Source organism: Ruminococcus sp. OA3 (genome assembly GCF_022440845.1).
Lineage (GTDB): Bacteria > Bacillota > Clostridia > Lachnospirales > Lachnospiraceae > Ruminococcus_G.
In genome coordinates, this window is the sequence record NZ_JAKNTO010000001.1 from 1,465,775 (window position 1) to 1,483,621 (window position 17,847).

14 protein-coding genes are annotated in these 17,847 nt (G+C 48.6%); 13 read left to right on the top strand and 1 reads right to left on the bottom strand.

The features are described from left to right. Positions 1-21: 21 nt before the first annotated feature. The gene (locus tag MCG98_RS06660; protein ID WP_240286257.1) at positions 22-672 is read right to left on the bottom strand and encodes a GntR family transcriptional regulator; all 651 of its coding nucleotides are present in this window, start codon (positions 670-672) and stop codon (positions 22-24) included. Between the two features lie 283 nt (positions 673-955). On the opposite strand from MCG98_RS06660, the gene nifJ reads away from it, so the two are divergent. The 13 genes from nifJ (at position 956) to MCG98_RS06725 (ending at position 17,773) form a co-directional block, all read left to right on the top strand. Further along, positions 956-4,462: a pyruvate:ferredoxin (flavodoxin) oxidoreductase gene (nifJ, locus tag MCG98_RS06665; RefSeq protein WP_240286259.1), complete on the top strand. Its 3,507-nt coding sequence runs from the start codon at positions 956-958 to the stop codon at positions 4,460-4,462. Between the two features lie 177 nt (positions 4,463-4,639). Then, positions 4,640-5,869, top strand: coding sequence for an NAD/NADP-dependent octopine/nopaline dehydrogenase family protein (locus MCG98_RS06670; RefSeq protein ID WP_240301128.1), 1,230 nt, complete (start codon positions 4,640-4,642; stop codon positions 5,867-5,869). Positions 5,870-6,073: 204 nt separating this feature from the next. Next, a complete protein-coding gene (locus MCG98_RS06675) occupies positions 6,074-6,943 on the top strand; it encodes a branched-chain amino acid ABC transporter permease (protein ID WP_240301130.1) in 870 nt (289 codons plus the stop codon). Between the two features lie 23 nt (positions 6,944-6,966). Further along, the gene (locus tag MCG98_RS06680; RefSeq protein ID WP_240301131.1) at positions 6,967-7,956 is read left to right on the top strand and encodes a branched-chain amino acid ABC transporter permease; all 990 of its coding nucleotides are present in this window, start codon (positions 6,967-6,969) and stop codon (positions 7,954-7,956) included. A 51-nt stretch (positions 7,957-8,007) separates the two neighbouring features. After that, complete coding sequence (locus MCG98_RS06685) at positions 8,008-9,294, top strand: ABC transporter substrate-binding protein (protein WP_240301138.1); 1,287 nt, start codon at positions 8,008-8,010, stop codon at positions 9,292-9,294. A 27-nt stretch (positions 9,295-9,321) separates the two neighbouring features. Beyond that, positions 9,322-10,041 carry an ABC transporter ATP-binding protein gene (locus tag MCG98_RS06690; protein ID WP_240301139.1) on the top strand — a complete coding sequence of 240 codons (720 nt, stop codon included), beginning with the start codon at positions 9,322-9,324 and terminating at the stop codon, positions 10,039-10,041. 23 nt (positions 10,042-10,064) lie between these two features. Further along, positions 10,065-10,778, top strand: a complete 714-nt coding sequence (locus tag MCG98_RS06695; protein WP_240301141.1) for an ABC transporter ATP-binding protein — start codon at positions 10,065-10,067, stop codon at positions 10,776-10,778. Between the two features lie 40 nt (positions 10,779-10,818). Beyond that, positions 10,819-11,058, top strand: a complete 240-nt coding sequence (locus tag MCG98_RS06700; protein ID WP_240301143.1) for a polya polymerase — start codon at positions 10,819-10,821, stop codon at positions 11,056-11,058. Positions 11,059-11,163: 105 nt separating this feature from the next. After that, a complete protein-coding gene (locus MCG98_RS06705; protein ID WP_240301145.1) occupies positions 11,164-13,548 on the top strand; it encodes a pyruvate formate lyase family protein in 2,385 nt (794 codons plus the stop codon). A gap of 10 nt (positions 13,549-13,558) precedes the next feature. Further along, positions 13,559-14,476 (top strand): glycyl-radical enzyme activating protein, encoded by a 918-nt coding sequence (locus tag MCG98_RS06710; RefSeq protein ID WP_240301152.1) that lies wholly within the window; start codon positions 13,559-13,561, stop codon positions 14,474-14,476. Between the two features lie 82 nt (positions 14,477-14,558). Further along, a complete protein-coding gene (locus MCG98_RS06715) occupies positions 14,559-15,986 on the top strand; it encodes a trimethylamine methyltransferase family protein (protein ID WP_240301158.1) in 1,428 nt (475 codons plus the stop codon). Next, positions 15,983-16,864 (top strand): EamA family transporter, encoded by an 882-nt coding sequence (locus tag MCG98_RS06720; RefSeq protein WP_275891311.1) that lies wholly within the window; start codon positions 15,983-15,985, stop codon positions 16,862-16,864. The genes MCG98_RS06715 and MCG98_RS06720 overlap by 4 nt, the downstream gene beginning before the upstream one ends. Before the next feature lie 6 nt (positions 16,865-16,870). Then, positions 16,871-17,773, top strand: coding sequence for a dimethylsulfonioproprionate lyase family protein (locus tag MCG98_RS06725; protein WP_240301167.1), 903 nt, complete (start codon positions 16,871-16,873; stop codon positions 17,771-17,773). Positions 17,774-17,847: the final 74 nt, after the last annotated feature.

Genomic DNA, 17,847 nt, shown 5'->3' on the forward strand with positions numbered 1-17,847 from the left:
CTCGATCCTAAGAATTTCTGATTATTCATCTGTTCCGTAGCACTTTAAAAGGTATGGGTCGATCTGATAAAAGTCTTGAATGTGCATACAAACCAGCTTTCGCAGTTTGGATAGTTCACTGTTGCAGATGGCTTCGATGATAGGCAGATGATGATGAATCTGCTGCAAACTGTCTTCGATACTGGTATATTTGGAGATTTGAATCAGATGAATCTGTTGATAAATAGCCTTCTGATGTTGATATAGACTGGTATTTCCGGAAATTTCGGCAATCTTCAGATGAAAATCCCCGTCTGCGCGGATCCGTTCGTAGATATTTCCCTGTTCAGCAGCTTCTTCACATGCTGCAGCCAAATTCTTCAGTTCTTCAAAATTTGCTGCGCTGCCATAATAGGATGCCAGTTCAGCAGAAAGGATGTCCTGTACAAGGCGTATGGAACCGATGTCCCGAATCTCCTTATCCGTAAACTCCGCGACGATGGCGCTGCGATTGGATTTGATGGTAACCAGCTCTTCCGATGCCAGACGTCTGATCGCGTCGTGTACAGGTGTACGGCTGATGTTCAGCTGTGAAGAGATCTGCAGTTCGGATATTTTTTCGCCCGGCAGTAACTCCATATGAAAGATTTGTTCTTTGAGTGTTTCATAAGCAATGCTACTTTGAGAACGCATGGATCATGCTCCTTTTTATGTTCTTTAAATATGGAAAAACCTGCTATTTTTCTCCAATTATAGTTATTATACCCTAAGAAATTGCATATTGCAAATGATTTTTTAGAACAATTTACACAAAAAAAACGAGGAAAATTCTTCTGTATTGTTCATTGACTTTTTGCATGGAAAATTCTATATTGAATGTAACTATAATAATTGCATGCAATTATATAAATAGCATGCAATTATTGTGCGGAGCATGTAATGTAAAACGACAAAAGAATTAAGGAGGTAATTAAAAATGTCCAGTAAAAAGGCAATCATGGATGGAAACGAAGCAGCTGCATATATCTCATATGCGTTTACGGAGGTTGCCGGGATTTTCCCGATCACCCCTTCATCTCCCATGGCAGAACATGTAGATGAGTGGGCGGCAAACGGCAAAAAGAATTTATTTGGTCAGCCTGTGGAAGTAGTGGAGATGCAGTCGGAAGGCGGAGCCGCGGGTACTGTTCACGGGGCACTGCAGGCCGGTGCGCTGACCACCACATATACAGCTTCACAGGGATTGCTTCTGATGATTCCGAATATGTATAAGATTGCAGGTGAGATGCTTCCGGGAGTCTTCCATGTGTCAGCCAGAACCCTTTCCGCGCATGCGCTTTCCATATTCGGGGATCACTCTGACGTCATGGGGGTCAGAAGTACTGGCTTTGGCATGCTTGCATCCTCTTCACCGCAGGAAGTTATGGATCTGGGTGCGGTGGCACATCTGGCAGCGATACACGGCAGAATGCCAATTCTGCACTTCTTTGATGGATTCCGTACATCACACGAGATACAGAAGATCGATGCACTCGACTATGAAGATCTCAGACCGCTGCTGGATATGGATGCAGTACGCGCATTTCGTGCGAATTCACTGAATCCGGAACATCCGGCAACAAGAGGGACCACGGTGAACCCTGATATCTTTTTCCAGTGCCGCGAAGCTTTGAATGTAAAATACGACAAAATCCTCGATTCCGTAGAACTTTACATGGAAGAGATCAATAAGCTGACCGGCCGGGACTATCATCTGGTGAATTATTACGGAGCACCGGATGCAGAGCGGGTGATCGTTCTCATGGGCTCTGCGGCGGAGACGGCGAAAGAAACCATCGACTATCTGGTGGCAAAGGGTGAAAAAGTTGGAATGCTGAACGTGCATCTGTACCGCCCCTTCCCGGCAGAATATTTCCTGAAAGCAGTTCCGGAGACGGCGAAGAAGATCGCAGTGCTGGACCGCACCAAAGAACCGGGTGCCATGGGAGAACCATTATATCAGGATATCTGTGCTGCCTGTAAAGGAAAGACTGATGACGTGGAAATCGTAGGCGGCCGTTATGGTCTGAGCTCCAAGGATACCACACCGGCACAGCTGGTAAGCGTATTTGAGAACCTGAAAGCAGAATATCCAAAGGATAACTTTACCATCGGCATCGAGGATGATGTTACCTTTACCTCACTGCCCGTGAGCGAAGAGATCAATACGACACCGGAAGGTGTGACCAATGCGGAGTTCTGGGGCTTAGGTTCTGACGGTACTGTGGGAGCGAATAAGAACTCCATTAAGATCATAGGAAATGCCACGGACCTGTACTGTCAGGCATATTTTGTATATGACTCCAAGAAATCCGGAGGATTGACCCAGTCGCATCTGAGATTTGGCAAAAATCCCATCCGTGCTCCTTATCTGATTCAGGCAGCGGATTTTGTACAGTGTTCCAATCCGTCCTATGTGAACAAATACGATATGGCTGCAAATCTGAAAGACGGTGGTATCTTCCTTTTAAACTGCAGCTGGGATCAGGAAGAACTGGAGAGACACCTGCCTGCATCTATGAAACGTGCACTTGCGGCGAAGCATGCCAGACTGTATACCATAGATGCCATCCGAATCGCCAGGGAGATCGGTCTTAGGAACCGTACCAATACCATTCTGCAGGCGTCCTTCTTCAAACTGGCAGAGGTTATTCCTCTGGAGCAGGCGATTCAGGAGATGAAAAATGCCAACTACAAGTCCTACTTTAAGAAAAAAGGCCAGGAGATTGTTGATATGAACAACAATGCCATTGACTATGGAATCAATGAGCTCAATGAGATTCAGATTCCGGAAAGCTGGGCGATGGCAGAGGATGTGTCGGCAAAGCGCGATGTGCCGGAATTCATCACGGAAGTTGTTGACGTGATGAACCGCCAGCAGGGTGACGTGTTGAAGGTCAGCCAGATGACCAAGTACGGACTTGAGGATGGAACCTGGCCGTCAGGTACGACGAAGTATGAAAAACGCGGTGCGGCAGTGGACGTTCCCGAATGGGATGCCACAAAGTGTATTCAGTGCAACCAGTGTGCATTGGTCTGCCCTCACGCAGCCATCCGTCCGGTTCTGGTTACTGCGGAAGAAAAGGAAGCGGCTCCTGCTGGATTTGAAACCGTACAGACGAAAGGAAAAGGTCTTGAGAAATATGAATACCGTATGCAGGTATCCCCTTATGACTGTACCGGATGCGGAAGCTGTGTAAATGTATGTCCGGCAAAGGAAAAAGCGCTGTCGATGAAACCCATGGAGAGTCAGATAAAAGAGGCGGCCAACTGGAATTATGGTGTGGATGAAGTCGAGATAAAGAGAGATGCCATTAACAATAAGAGTATTAAAAATGTACAGTTTGCAAAACCATACTTTGAATTTTCAGGTGCCTGTGCAGGATGTGGTGAGACACCGTATATTAAGCTGGTAACGCAGCTGTTCGGTGAAAGAATGTATATTACAAATGCGTCCGGATGTTCTTCAGCGTATGGCGGATCCACCCCGGCATCACCGTACTGTACAGACAAGAGAGGATACGGACCCAGCTGGGCGATGTCACTCTTTGAAGACAATGCAGAGTACGCATATGGATATCTGCTGGGACAGGATACCATCAAGAAACAGCTGGCAGACAAAGTAGAGAGGCTGAAAGAAAACGGTATTGCCCAGGAGGCATGTATGGCTTATCTGGAGAAAGGAAAAGATCCTGAGGTGACACGCCAGGTCAGTGACGCCCTTCTGGCAGCGATCGAAGGTGTGGAGAACGAGGAAGCGGTCTTCATCCGTGATAACAGGGAATTCCTCACCAAGAAGAGTGTATGGGCCTTTGGCGGCGACGGCTGGGCTTATGATATTGGTTATGGAGGTCTGGACCATGTACTTGCCAGCGGCCGTGATATCAACCTGCTGGTACTGGATACAGAGGTATATTCCAACACAGGCGGACAGGCATCGAAGTCTACGGCTGCCAGCGCCATTGCCAAATTCGCGGCGGGCGGAAAAGAGACCAAGAAGAAAGACCTGGGCATGATGGCCATGAGCTATGGTTACGTTTATGTGGCACAGGTGGCTCTGGGATCCGATCCGGCACAGACCCTGAAAGCGATCCGTGAAGCGGAAGCATACGACGGACCGTCCCTTGTGATCTGCTATTGTCCGTGTATTGAGCACCATATGAAGGCGGCCATGGGCATGAGTATAACAGAAGAGAAGAATGCCGTGGAGGCAGGATACTGGCATCTGTACCGCTACAACCCGGATCTGAAGAAAGAAGGCAGGAATCCTTTCCAGATGGATTCCAAAGAGCCGAAGGGCAACTTCCGTGATTTCCTGATGGGAGAGAACCGGTATGCATCCTTAAAGATCGCTTTCCCGGAGAAGGCAGAAGACCTGTATGCCAAGGCGGAAGCAGATGCGAAAGAGCGTTATCAGTCCTATATGAGGCTGACACAGCAATAATGTCGCCTGACTTACTGTCAAAAAAAAGCGGGCAAGTTGCACAAAAAATCTACAAAAATATTATGGTATTTACTATATTTACACAAAGGGCGATTACTGTTACAATTAAATCAACACATTGAATGACAATCAATGAATAAGACCCAATGAAAATGGGACTAAAAGGAGGAAATGAAAGTGTCAGCAGATATGAGCTATTTAAAGGACATGCCGATTGCGATTTTAGGCTGTGGTGCGGTTGGAAAAACAATGGCAGGTGACTGTGCACTGGCTGGATCAACAGTGAGACTTTGGGAACAGGAAAATTTTAAGCATAATCTGAAAAACCTGACGAGAACGGGGATTAAACTTACAGGGAACCAGTTCAGCTATTATGGATTTGAGAGACGTGGCGTAGGGCATGTGGACATGGTGACTACCGACATGGCGGAAGCGGTTAGGGGTGCCGGAATCATCATCGTAGCTACGGTTGCAATGGCACATGAATCAGTTTTCCGTCAGTTAGTCCCGCTCCTGGAAGATGGCCAGGTGATCCATATTCTTCCGGATAACTGCGGTACATTCATATGCAGAAAGATCATGCGTGAACTGAATTGTACCAGGAAGGTGATCGTCGGTGCCTGGTATACGGCTCCTTACGGTGTTCGTATCGTAAAACGCGGCGGCGTTGTAACGAATGAATGTAAGATCGAAGACCGTATCACGACTATCCGCGGTGCAGCCCTGCCTCAGGCAGATACCGATGCTTTTATCGAGTCTGCACAGTACATACCGGCACTGGATGCGATCCGCACCGGTGATGGATTCGTAAAAGGTACGACTGTTGTGGACATTAACCTGTCCAACGTTAATCCTGTTATTCATGTCCCGGGAACTGTTCTTGGTGCTGCGGTCATGCAGAACTTTGATACGGTATTGGGACAGGACAAAAAGAACTACTCTCTGTATGGATTTGCCCTGTGTCCTGCGATCGCAGAAGTACAGGCAGTCTTCTGGGAGGAAGAAAAGGCACTGGCCAAAGCCATGAAAGTAGACATTTGTACTGTTAATTATGAGGACTTCTTTTCTCGTACTACCATGTATGGGAAAGAGTATATGGGTCCGGACTTTGCAGTACCGTTCGAGGAGAAATATGAGAACTTCTACGGTGACGGTCCTTTTGACCTGGAGAACCGTTACATCACAGAAGATGTTCCGGTAGGATGCTATCTGATTCAGCAGCTGGGCAGGAAGTACAATGTTCCGACGCCGACGGTTGACTGCATGATCTATCTGGCTAATGTGATGATCAAGCGCGATCTGATTGCAGGAAGCAAATATACTCTGGATTATCTGGATATTGATCATATGACAGATGAGCAGCTGCAGAAATATCTGTATGACGGAGAGTTTACTCCGAAGCAGTGATAAGAAGCAAAAGGTTCTCTCTCGTGATTAAATATATGTACTTTCAATTTGGGAAGGCCGTTTAGAAACAGTAGGCATATTTCAAATGGATTGATTGGAATATGCCTACTGTTTTACAAAAAAATATTGTACTTAAAAAAAATACAAGAGAGAAATCTGAAGCTGTAAATTTGTTACCTTATGAGAAAGAGTAGGAGGATAAAAATGATTGAATTATTTATCAGCGCCTTTCTGAAGGGAGGCATGTATATCCTGATCAGTATGGGATTGTCGCTGGTTTATGGCGTCATGAAGATACCGAACTTTGCTCATGGAGAGTTCTATCTGATCGGTGCGTATTGCTCGTATATCGGGCTTTCCATGCTGAAACTTCCAGGTGTTGTCGTCATCGCCCTTGCGGCAGTGATGGGGTTTGTGTTTGGTGCTATTATTGAGCGTCTGACGTTCAACCCGCTGAGAAAGCGTTCGAAATCCGATTGGAGTCTGAACACGTTTCTCGTAACAGCAGGCATCAGTTTCGTGATACAGAATGTTGCACAGATGATCTTCACCGCAGAATTCTGGGGAGTTGAAAAGATCTGGCAGGGCTCCCTTAACATAGCCGGAATCAACATTCCGACAGACCGCGTGATTTCTTTTGTGATTGCAATCGCAGTGGTTGTTATCTTCTGGGCGTTTTTGAAAAAGACAAGGACGGGAAATGCGATCATGGCTGTTTCGGAGAATGAAGAGGGCGCCATGCTGATGGGCGTTCAGATCAATTCGATCCATACACTGACATTCGCGCTCAGCAGCATGCTGGCGGCGATTGCGGGAGCCGCGCTGATCTCCATCACGCCGGCTTATCCTACGATGGGATTGAAACCACTGTATTCCGCGTGGTTTGTAGTCATACTGGTAGGGCTTGGCAATCTGGAGGCGACGATTGTGGGTGCATTCATCGTATCATTTATTGAAGTGTTTGCAACGTATTATGTGGGTGCTGCCTGGGCAGACGCTGTATCACTTTCTGTTATCGTAGTGATTCTGCTGATTAAGCCGACTGGTTTGTTTGGTAAGAGAGTGAAAGTATAAGAGAGGGGATTGAGGAATTTGCCATGAAAGAGAATAAGTTATCTAAATTTTCTGCGATACTGGGCAAAGTAGGATTAAGCCCTGTCAGCCTGCTGGCATTCATTGTTCTGGCATTGTCTCCTATGTTTGCCGGCAATGAATATAATATACGGCTCCTGCTGATGTGTGTAATGTATGGAACTCTGGCGATGGGGTTTGACCTTTCAGCAGGGTATATCGGAGTAGCCAACTGGGGCTACGCAGCCCTGATGGGACTCGGCGGATATACATCAGCACTTCTTTTTGAGCGGCTTGGCGTGTCGCCCTGGATTGGAATGATCTGTGCCGGGCTGATTGCCACGTTCGCAGGACTGCTGATCGGTCTGCTGACACTGCGTATGGACGGAATGTTCGCGGCACTGCTCGCATGGTTTGTCGGGTTGATTCTGATGAATGCCGCAAATGCAATGACAGGCCTGACGCGCGGAGCGCTGGGACTTCAGGTTCAGCCTCTGTTTGATACGCCGTGGGCCACGCCGTATTTCTATGTGATATTTACGATCTGTGTGATCACGTATATCGTATTGAGAGTCATTGTAAAATCAAATCTCGGGCTTGCCTTTACTGCCCTCGGACAGGATATGCAGACGGCCCGTACCACCGGTGTGAGCCCCCTGAAGTACAGACTGATCAACTTCTGTATTTCCTGCTTCATCGCAGGGATTGTCGGCGGGTTCTACGCTCATTATATCGGCATTCTGACTCCGACGCTGATGGCGACCAAGGGGACCATTCAGATTCTGGTAATCGCATACTTTGGAGGCCGGGGCAGCATCTGGGGACCACTGCTCGCAGCGTTTATCACCATGCCGATCTTTGAATCGATGAATTCACTGGTCGAGCTGAAGTACATCATCTACGGCCTGGTACTGATCCTGATCATGATCTTCATGCCAAATGGAATCGCGGGATTCGGGAAACCGGTAAAAGAATTTATCCGGAAACGGATCGCAAAAAAAGATACAAAAAAATAAAAGAATCTTATAATGAAGGAATCCTACACTAAGAAAAGGAGAAAACAAGGTATGAGAAATCGAACAAAAGCAACGTTGGCATTGTTTATGGCATCAATGTGTGCATTTGGGACTGTAATGACCGGATGTGGCGGAGGCGGCGGAGCTTCTGCAGGAAAAGATGATGATGTATTGAAGATCGCAGTTCCGATTCCCCTGACGGGAGAGTCTGCAAAAGCAGGGAAAGAGATTCAGGATACCGTTACCCTGGCTTTCGAAGAAGTTGGAAACAAAGTTGGCAGTTATACGATAGAGCTTGATTTCGTAGATGCTACCTCAGACGCCGATAAGGGAGCTATGGCACTGGAAGAGGGTATTGTAAAGAGGGGCGATGAAGTGGTCTTAAGCAGCTGGAACAGTTCCGTAGCGGTAGCCATGGTGGATGTTGTTTCCAAGTATAAAGTTCCCTGGTATTTCTCCAGTTCTTCCTCCTCCGTTATCAATGAGAAGGTAGAAGGAAAAGAAGACGGTTATCTGCTGAGCAAGATCTGGCCGAAATCTGAGTCCCTGGCAATCGGATACTTTTCCCTGCTGCAGGAGATGATCGATGCCGGACAGTGGGATGCGTCCAGAGTGAAGTATGCAGTGTTCGCAGATGACACCGACTTTGGCCGGGTATTCGGTGAGACCGTAAAAGCATCGATGCCGGAATTTAACGGCGAACTGGTATATGAAGATTACACAGCGATCAACGTGACGGACTTCTACACTTCCATCACAAAGATGAAAGAGTCGGGTGCGGACCTGGCATTTATGGAACTGACCAACCCCGCGGCGGCGGCAGCTTTTATTAAGCAGGCGAAAGAATCCAATCTGCCTTGCCTTCAGACTTCTGACACTATGACAGAAGCTTCGAACTGGTATGAGCTGACTGGTGATGCCGGAACCGGTACACTGGTATGCCGTTCCAAGCTGGTTAATGACAACGCGATGAAGTTTGCAAAGGCATTTGAGGATAAATACGGATACACTCCGGCAGCTACCACCGGCGGTATCAACTACGACGGAGCAAAATTCCTGATCAAATGTATTGAGGAGTGCGAGAAGAAATACGAGAAGGTAAACTCTGAGACGATGTATAAGTTTGGTAAGGAAGTGCTGCAGACCGGCGGTATCACATTTGACGAGAGTGTTCTTGTCAAATCCTATGAATACAGTGAGGAAAATGGAATCGACCCGATCGTCGACGAGGATCATTTCTACTTCCAGGTAATACAGCTGAATGGTGACAAGGAAGTTGTAGTCTGGCCGAGCTCTGACAAGGAAGCAGATGTGTTCGTACCGGACTATGCCAAATAATCATGCAGTAAGACGCAGGAGGTTATTATGCTACTAGAGACAATTGACGTTGAAAAACGATTTGGAGGATTGGTTGCAGTTAACAACGTTTCACTCCAGGTGGAAGAAGGAGAAGTTGTCGGCATCATCGGACCAAACGGTGCCGGAAAGACAACGTTTCTAAACTGCATTGCAGGCTTCTATGCTCCGGATAACGGTAAGGTTTTGTTTCAGGGAAAAGAGATCACCGGGTCTGCGCAGGAAAAGCTGTGTCACCTTGGCATCTCCCGTACCTTCCAGAACGTGCGTGGGTTCCCGAAGATGACGGCGCTGGAGAATGTGATGGTCGGCTGTGTGTTTGGCGCACAAAAGCCGAAGGGAGCAAGGGAGAAGGCGCGTGAATTACTGGAGTTTGCTCAATTTCCCCTTCCGGAAGATACGCTTGTTGAGAATTTGAACACGATTCAGCTGAAACGACTGGAGCTGGCGCGGTCCCTGGCGACAGACTGTAAGCTCCTGCTGCTGGACGAGGTGGCGGCGGGTTTGACACCCGCTGAGCTGCCGGGCTTTATTGAACTCGTTCGTAAAATTCGGGACAGCGGTGTCACGATCATATGCATTGAGCATTTAATGCGCTTTATAACAGGGATTTGTGACAGGGTTGCCGTGCTTGAATTTGGTACAAAAATTGCAGAGGGAGTTCCGCATGAAGTTCTGTCAGATGAAAAAGTAATCAGTGCTTATTTAGGAAAGACTGAGATTCACTGATGATAGAAACCTAACGGAATGAGGTGATACAATTGCTTAAATTAGAACATGTAGATGCTGGTTATGGAAAACTGGGCATTCTGTGGGATGTTTCTCTGGAAGTAGCAGAGGGGGAATTTGTTGCCCTGGTCGGACCAAACGGAGCCGGAAAGACAACGACTCTTCGGGCGGTTTCCAACATTATCACACCTACAAAGGGAAAAATTATTTTTGATGGACACGACATTACAAAGTCTTCTGTACAGGAGATCATGAAAGCGGGGCTTAGTTACATCACAGATGACGGCGCATTGTTTTCCGGAATGACCGTACAGCAGAATCTGAAGATGGGTGCCTATGCCATCAGAGATAAAGGAAAGATTCAAGAGAGTTATGAAAAAGTCCTGGAGATGTTCCCGAGGCTGAAAGAACGATTAAAACAGAACGCAGGGACCTTGAGCGGCGGTGAGCGTAAGATGCTGGCGATCGCCAGGGGACTGATGTCGGGCCCCAAGGCGATGCTGATCGATGAGCCTTCACTGGGGCTGGCTCCCAACATTGTGTTCCAGGTACTTGAAACATTAAAACAGCTGACAGTAGACGGTGTTTCCATTCTGCTGGTGGAACAAAATGTAAATACGACTTTACAGGTTGCTGACCGTGCCTATGTACTGGAGGACGGACGCGTCGTGCTCTCCGGCAAGAGCGACGAACTTCTGGCCAGTGACCATATTCAGAAAGCTTACCTTGGCATTTAATGGGAGCCGAAAGCCGGTTTTATGAAAGGATATTTATTATATGAAATTCTATAACATTAAGGATATTGACGGGTTTTTTAATACGCTTCAAACGTGTGAAGGCACGGTTGAACTGGTCACGTCGGAAGGAGACTGCTTAAATCTGAAATCAAAGCTGTCCCAGCTCGTTGTCTATGCAAATGTTTTCTCAGGCGGAAAGATTCCGGAGATGGAGATTCGCACCAGTAAACCGGAGGACATGGCGAAACTTGTTTCTTTTGTTGTAACTGCAGTTGAGTAATCAACGCTGAGATAAAAACGGAGGTATGGATATTCTGACGAGTGTGAATCCATATCTTCGTTTTTTGTATTTACCACAACTTTAAAAGAAAGGATGTAAGAATTTATGCAAAATCAGGGTACAAAGAGTTATATGGGACGAATTAATCGCTTAAAGGAACGGGTATTAAACACCTATCCGGAAATTGATATGGAAAATGCGGTAATTCTGACCAGGGGATTTCAGGAGTCTGAGGGAGAAGCTCACGTGGTACAAAAAGCATATGCCTTCCGCAAACAGTGTATGGAAAAGACGATTCCCATCTGGGATGATGAACTGATTGTGGGAAATGCCGGAAGCAAGCAGCGCGGCGGACTGGTGTGTCCCGATGACTGCTGGTCGTTTATCGACCGGGAGATCGACACCTTAAATGAGCGCCAGTATGATCCCTTCCACCTGAAAGAGGAAGACCGCAGGCTGTTTCTGGATGTTGTAAAACCTTACTGGCAGGGCCGCTCCATCAATGAAAAATGGGAAAGGCAGATGCCGGATGTGGTGCGGATACTGCGCAACTGCGGCGTGCTCTACATTGACCGCAAGTGTGTGCGGGGCTGGGGCGAACTGACCGCCGACTATTCTCTCATCATCCGGGAGGGCGTGGAAGGCATCGAGAAGCGGATTCAGGATGTGCGTGATACGCTTGATCTTTCCGTGAAGGGCGATTTTGAAAAAATGACGTACTTAAAGGCTCTTTCGCTGGTTGCGGACGGGCTGCGGCAGCTGGGAAAACGCCATGCCGAAAAGGCCAGAGAGATGGCAGAGACAGAGACGAATGCAAAGAGAAAGCAGGAACTTCTGGATATCGCAAAAGTCTGCGACAGAGTACCGGAGAAACCGGCGCGTACCTTCCGGGAGGCACTGCAGTCCATGTATTTTCTACATATCTGCATTTTTATGGAGCACAACGCACCGAGTTACAATCCCGGCTGTTTTGACCAGTATATGTGGCCATATTACAAGGCGGACCTGGAAGCCGGACGGATTACCGAAGACGAGGCACAGGAGCTTTTGGACTGTCTCTGGGTGAAGTTCTCTGAACAGTGTCTGCTGCAGGACGCGACAACTGCCCGCTATTCCGCAGGATATCCAATGTTCCAGAATCTGTGCGTAGGCGGTGTGGATGAAAATGGAATGGATGCGGTCAATGAACTGTCGTATCTGGTTTTACAGGCAACCATGGAGGTGCAGATGTATCAGCCGTCCTTGTCCGTCAAATATAATCTGGCACAGAATCCGGACCGCTTCCTGAAAAAAGTCGTTGAATTGATGCAGATGGGAACAGGATTCCCGGCATTCCACAACGATACCGTGGGAACCATGATGATGATGAACAAGGGGGTTCCTTTAAAAGAAGCGTATAACTGGAATCCATGCGGATGCGTGGAGACCAGTCTCGCGGGAAAACAGCGGTGTTATACCTCCTACGCAGATTACAATCTGGGCTCTATCGTAGAATTTGCTTTGAATGACGGAAAGAGCCGCAAATACGACTGTTATGCTGCAGCACGGACCGGAGATCCCAGAGTTTTTGAGACCTTTGAGATGTTCCTGGATGCAGTGAAAGAGCAGATCCGTTTTGTTTTAAAGGCAGTCGTGGAAGGAAATCTTGTATGCACTCAGATTGTCCGTGAGATGGAGTGCCCGGTGGCTTCGCTGACCTTTCAAGAATGTATCGAGACTGCCAATGACTATGCGACCGGCGGAGCCAAGTACAGCATCGGGGACGGTCTGGATGCTATTGGAGTGGCTGACCTGATCAACAGCATTTTAGCGGTGAAAGAACTGGTATATGATACAAAACGCCTCGAAATGGATACCCTGTGCAAAGCTCTGGAAGCGAACTTTGAGGGATATGAAGACGTGCAGGCAATGTGTATGCGTGCAACGAAATATGGCAATGACGATGAGGTGGCAAATAAGATAGCAAGAGATATGTTCAACTATATCGCAGACTACATCGAGAGTTTCCAGCATCCTTATGGCCACTACAACGGCGGCATTCTTCCTGTATCCGGCAATACACCGTTCGGTATGGAGGTGGGAGCCCTGCCTTCCGGAAGAAGGGCGTATGTGCCGTTGGGCGACGGTATCAGTCCCAATCAGGGAACCGATACCAATGGCATGAGTGCGGTACTGAAAAGCTGCTCCAATATCCCTCATGTGCGTTTTAACCAGGGAACCCTGCTGAACCAGAAGCTGGATCCGGCGTTTGCCCGCGGCGAAAAATCCATACCGTCACTGATGGGATATCTGAAGAGCCTCTGTGCGATGGGCATCTTCCATGTCCAGTTCAACGTGGTGGATCCCAAGGTACTGCTGGATGCACAGGAGCATCCGGAGGAGCACAGTGACCTGCTCATCCGTGTGGCGGGCTACACCGCTTATTTCACGGAGCTGGGACCTGAGACACAGGGTGATATCATTTCCAGAACCACACAGACACATATTTAAGAGGCGGAAAATGGACCAAGGAACGGTATTAAGAATCGAAAAAATATCGCCCAATGACGGCAGCGGGCTGAGGACAGTCGTCTTCTTAAAAGGCTGTCCCCTGCACTGTCAGTGGTGCTCAACACCGGAGTCACAGAGTGCGAAACCCGAGCTGTACTATAAGCAGCCGAAGTGTGTCCATTGCGGCCGCTGCATCACGAACTGTCCGCAGCATGCATTATCCGTCTCTCGGGACCGGCGTGCTGTGGTCAGAGATAAAAACAGATGCATCCAATGTTTCCGCTGTGCGGGGGTCTGCCTGACGGAGGCTGTGGGCGTGTATGGAAAAAGCATGACAGTGCAGGAAGTCATGCAGGAGATTCGGAAAGAATCCCTGTTCTACTTCTTTTCAGGAGGCGGTGTGACACTGAGCGGGGGAGATGTGCTCCTGCAGGCAGAGTTTGCGGCGGAGATTTTGCGCAATTGCAGGGAAGAGTGTATCGATACGACAGCGGAACTCGACATGTTCGGACCTTACGACAATGTGCGCATCGTGCTGGAACATCTGGACAGCGTCTATGTGGATGTCAAGGTAATGGACAGTTTGACACATAAAAAGTGGACAGGGGTGGGGAATGAAACCATCCTGGATAATATCCGGCGGGCTTCTGAAGAATTTCCCGATAAGCCGCTGTGTGTCCGCGTACCCCTGATTCCGGGAGTGAGTGATACCGAAGAAAATATTCAAAGCACGGTGGAATTTTGCAGAAAGCTTCCTTCCTGCCGGGAGCTTGAGTTTCTTCCTTATCACCGTCTGGGAAGCTCTACTTATGAGTACCTGGACCGCCCTTACGGCTTACAGGAACTGGAACCCATGTCTGTGGAGGCGGCGGAGGAAAAGATCCGCATGATCGACCGGACATCGCTTCCCTTTGCGGTTAAGATATAAAATGAAATCATAACTGTTCAGGACGGCGCATCTTCCTGAACTGTTACACGAAATGAATGAATGGAGGCTAGTAGAAGGTATTATGAGATTAAAATATGATTTTGCAGACCAGAAGGAACTGGATCTGATCCACGAATATTCCATGAAAATGCTGGCGGAGAACGGAGTCGTGTTTGCCTGTGAAGAACTGGTGGAATTGTTTTGCAGCCACGGTTTCCGGACCGACGGGCAGATCGTCTATATGACGGAAGCGGATGTTTTGAAGGCACTGAAGACCTGCCCGTCTGTATTCCCATGGCAAGGGAGAAGTTCCAGCGTGACGGTGGGAGGCGGCCAAACGATCTGTGCGCCTTCCTACGGTCCGATCTACCTTCTGGAAGATGGCTATTACCATAAGATCGACCGGAAACGGTACACGGATTTTGCCAAACTGAATGCATCCAGTAAAGTGCTCGATGTCTCCAACCCCAATATGCTGGATTTCTCCTTCATTCCGGAAACATATGCGTCCGACTGGGCTATGGCGACGGTGCTGATGATGGATACAAAACCGGCCATCGGTATGGTGGATGGCAGACTAAGCGCGCGAAACGCCATTTCAATGACACAGGAATTCTATGGGATCCACGATAAACCGGTACTGAACAGTCTGATCAGTGTGGCTTCCCCCAGCCATTTTTCCACGGCCATGTGTGAAGCCCTGATCGAATATGCCACAGCAGGACAGGCTGTCTTTATCACGCCGTCCAGTATGAGCGGCATGACGGTCCCGGGTTCCATTGCTTCCCTTCTGCTGTCCAACAATGTGGAGACGCTGTCCGGGGTAGTGGCCGCTCAGATGATCCGCCCGGGTACTCCGGTGATGTATGGCATTCAGAGTCACGGCTGCGATCTGCGCTACGGTACGCCTTCCATAGGAAGTGCAGAACAGGTTTTGATCTTCTCCGCGGCAAAAGCCATGGGAAGCTACTATGACCTGCCGGTTCGAACCGGTGGTTCCTCCTGCGATGCCAAACAGGTAGACATGCAGGCTGGTATCGAATCCTATGCGACCATGAATGCTACCATCCAAAGTGGTGCAGACCTGATGGTACACTCTCTGGGAAGCCTGGAATCTGACAGTTCGGTCAGCTTTGATAAATTTATTTATGATGAAGAGATCCTGCAGATGGTGCAGCGTGTTAACCGCGGCTTTGAAGTCAGTGAAGAGACTCTGCTCTATGACTGTTTCCTGGAGGCGGGACCCGGCGGCCAGTTCCTGACACTGTCCGATGATAATATGGAAGACAGTCTGTGCTGTTATCGGGAAGACTATCTGATGACCCGGATCGCAAACCACGTATCCCATGGAACCTGGGAAGAGAGCGGTCGGAAGATGATCACGGACGTGACGAAAGAAATGTGGACTAAACGTCTGGAAGAGTATCAGATGCCGGACATCACGGCAGATCAGAAAGAAGTGCTCATGAAATACGTGCCGGGAGACCTTCTGTTTAATGAAGAAGCATGAAAAACAGCCTGGCTTTTTACATTATAGGAATCCTTATGGGAAGTACCCAGGGGGTTGTGGCCAGCTTTATTGATCTGAACAGTTACGAGATTGTCCTGCTTCGGTCCGTCATAGGAGGCGTCTTCGTAGCAATCCTGTTTTTCGGGTCGGGGCACAGGCTCAGTGAATACAGAAATAAACGGGATGTGTTCTTTATCACGCTGTCAGGAATCTCCATGGCTGTGAACTGGCTTCTCCTCTATGAAGCCTTTACTCTGATCGGCGTGAGTGTGGCGACAATCATCAATTTCTGCGCGCCGATCATCGTAGTGGTATTATCACCTCTGGTATTTGGAGAGCGGCTTACGTTTCGGAAGATTCTGGCGCTGATGCTGACAGTGACAGGTGTATTTCTGATCAGCGGGCAGGCGGTGAGCCATGGACTGAGCGTGCGGGGACTGCTTCTCGCGCTGTGTGCAATGGTGATGAATGCGGCAATGGTGATCTTTAACAAATTATCCCGCAAGATCAAAGGGATAGATAATGCGGCGCTCCAGCTGGCGGTGGCACCCATTGTCGTACTGTTGTTTTTTGCCGTCCGAGGGGGATTTCATTTTCAGATCCAGACGGGTGACTGGGTTCCGATCCTGTGGGTGGGAATTGTCAGTACGGCACTCAGTAATCTGCTCTTTTTTTCCACCATCGGCAGATTGCCAGCTCAGACCGTATCGCTCTGTGGATATCTGGAGCCGGCGTCGGCAGCAGTTTTGGCGGCTGTAATCTTAAAAGAAACGATGACCCCGGTGCAGATTCTTGGCGCAATACTGATCGTTGGCGGCGCTGTCTGGGGAGAAGGGCTGTACAGGAAATCATTTTATAGAAGAAAGGAAGAGAGGTAACGCCATATGGGAAAATTGGGTGGCCTGGATAAAAAGGCATTTGTAACACATGTGGATGATGTGGAGTGGAAAGAGGTCGGCGACGGTCTCAAAATCAAAGAACTCCTTTGTGAGAGAACAGCGGGGAAAACGGAGTTCTATTTCGGTGTGGCCCAACTGGAGGCCGGGCGGGATATTCCGCTTCACCGGCATAATCTTGCACACTGCAATTATATTCTGGAAGGTGAAATCTGGGCACGACTGGGCCGCCAGCGCTTTCAGCTGGAGGCGGAAGCGTCCAATTACTTTTCGATTGGAGTCCCGCATGCATATGAAGCATCCGGCAGTAACGGTGTCCGTTTTCTATACTGTTTTGCGACAGATAATGAAACCGGTGAGAATATCCAGTCTGAACCGGTCGCAGAGGAGGTGGCACGGGCTTATTATCAGCCCAACTGTCCTACGGACCTGATGAATCCCAGCGGAGCAGGTGGTTCCAGATGGGCAGCAGCCGGAGATGCAGATCCGTACATCATGGTGGAAGCTGCACAGGGGTCCCGCAGTCAGTTCTTTACATCTACCTTTGACGAGGGAAAAGGATGTAAAGAGTTCTGGTGGGGACGCTGCATTACCAGACCGAATTGCCGTTATACACCGCATTTCCATGAGCAGCCTGAAATTTTCTACATTCTTTCGGGCCACGGTACGATGTACGGCGGCAGCGAAATCTTCCAGGTGACTCCGGGTTCGCTTTTTTATGCCCCCAAGAACTGTATGCACGGTATGGTGAATGACGGAAATGATACGCTGCTGGCGCTGTACGCCTGCAATCTGGAGGTAGCCGGTTCTTCTTATAACAGAGAAGAAATAGCCGATGTTCCGATTGTCGCTCCTGCTGACCGGACAAACCTGATGCTGAGCAAAGTATGATCAAATGAAAAAAATCAGAGAGCAGCCGGGGGGATCCCCGGCTGCTTTTGGCACTCTGTAGGTTTGTCAAACAT

What these genes read in the sequence shown, in the direction of transcription:
- MCG98_RS06715 (WP_240301158.1), top strand. Translation starts at nt 14,559, where the DNA reads ATGAGATTAAAATATGATTTTGCAGACCAGAAGGAACTGGATCTGATC.
- MCG98_RS06710 (WP_240301152.1), top strand. Translation starts at nt 13,559, where the DNA reads ATGGACCAAGGAACGGTATTAAGAATCGAAAAAATATCGCCCAATGAC.
- MCG98_RS06705 (WP_240301145.1), top strand. Translation starts at nt 11,164, where the DNA reads ATGCAAAATCAGGGTACAAAGAGTTATATGGGACGAATTAATCGCTTA.
- MCG98_RS06700 (WP_240301143.1), top strand. Translation starts at nt 10,819, where the DNA reads ATGAAATTCTATAACATTAAGGATATTGACGGGTTTTTTAATACGCTT.
- MCG98_RS06690 (WP_240301139.1), top strand. Translation starts at nt 9,322, where the DNA reads ATGCTACTAGAGACAATTGACGTTGAAAAACGATTTGGAGGATTGGTT.
- nifJ (WP_240286259.1), top strand. Translation starts at nt 956, where the DNA reads ATGTCCAGTAAAAAGGCAATCATGGATGGAAACGAAGCAGCTGCATAT.
- MCG98_RS06680 (WP_240301131.1), top strand. Translation starts at nt 6,967, where the DNA reads ATGAAAGAGAATAAGTTATCTAAATTTTCTGCGATACTGGGCAAAGTA.
- MCG98_RS06660 (WP_240286257.1), bottom strand. Translation starts at nt 672, where the DNA reads ATGCGTTCTCAAAGTAGCATTGCTTATGAAACACTCAAAGAACAAATC.
- MCG98_RS06720 (WP_275891311.1), top strand. Translation starts at nt 15,983, where the DNA reads ATGAAAAACAGCCTGGCTTTTTACATTATAGGAATCCTTATGGGAAGT.
- MCG98_RS06675 (WP_240301130.1), top strand. Translation starts at nt 6,074, where the DNA reads ATGATTGAATTATTTATCAGCGCCTTTCTGAAGGGAGGCATGTATATC.
- MCG98_RS06725 (WP_240301167.1), top strand. Translation starts at nt 16,871, where the DNA reads ATGGGAAAATTGGGTGGCCTGGATAAAAAGGCATTTGTAACACATGTG.
- MCG98_RS06685 (WP_240301138.1), top strand. Translation starts at nt 8,008, where the DNA reads ATGAGAAATCGAACAAAAGCAACGTTGGCATTGTTTATGGCATCAATG.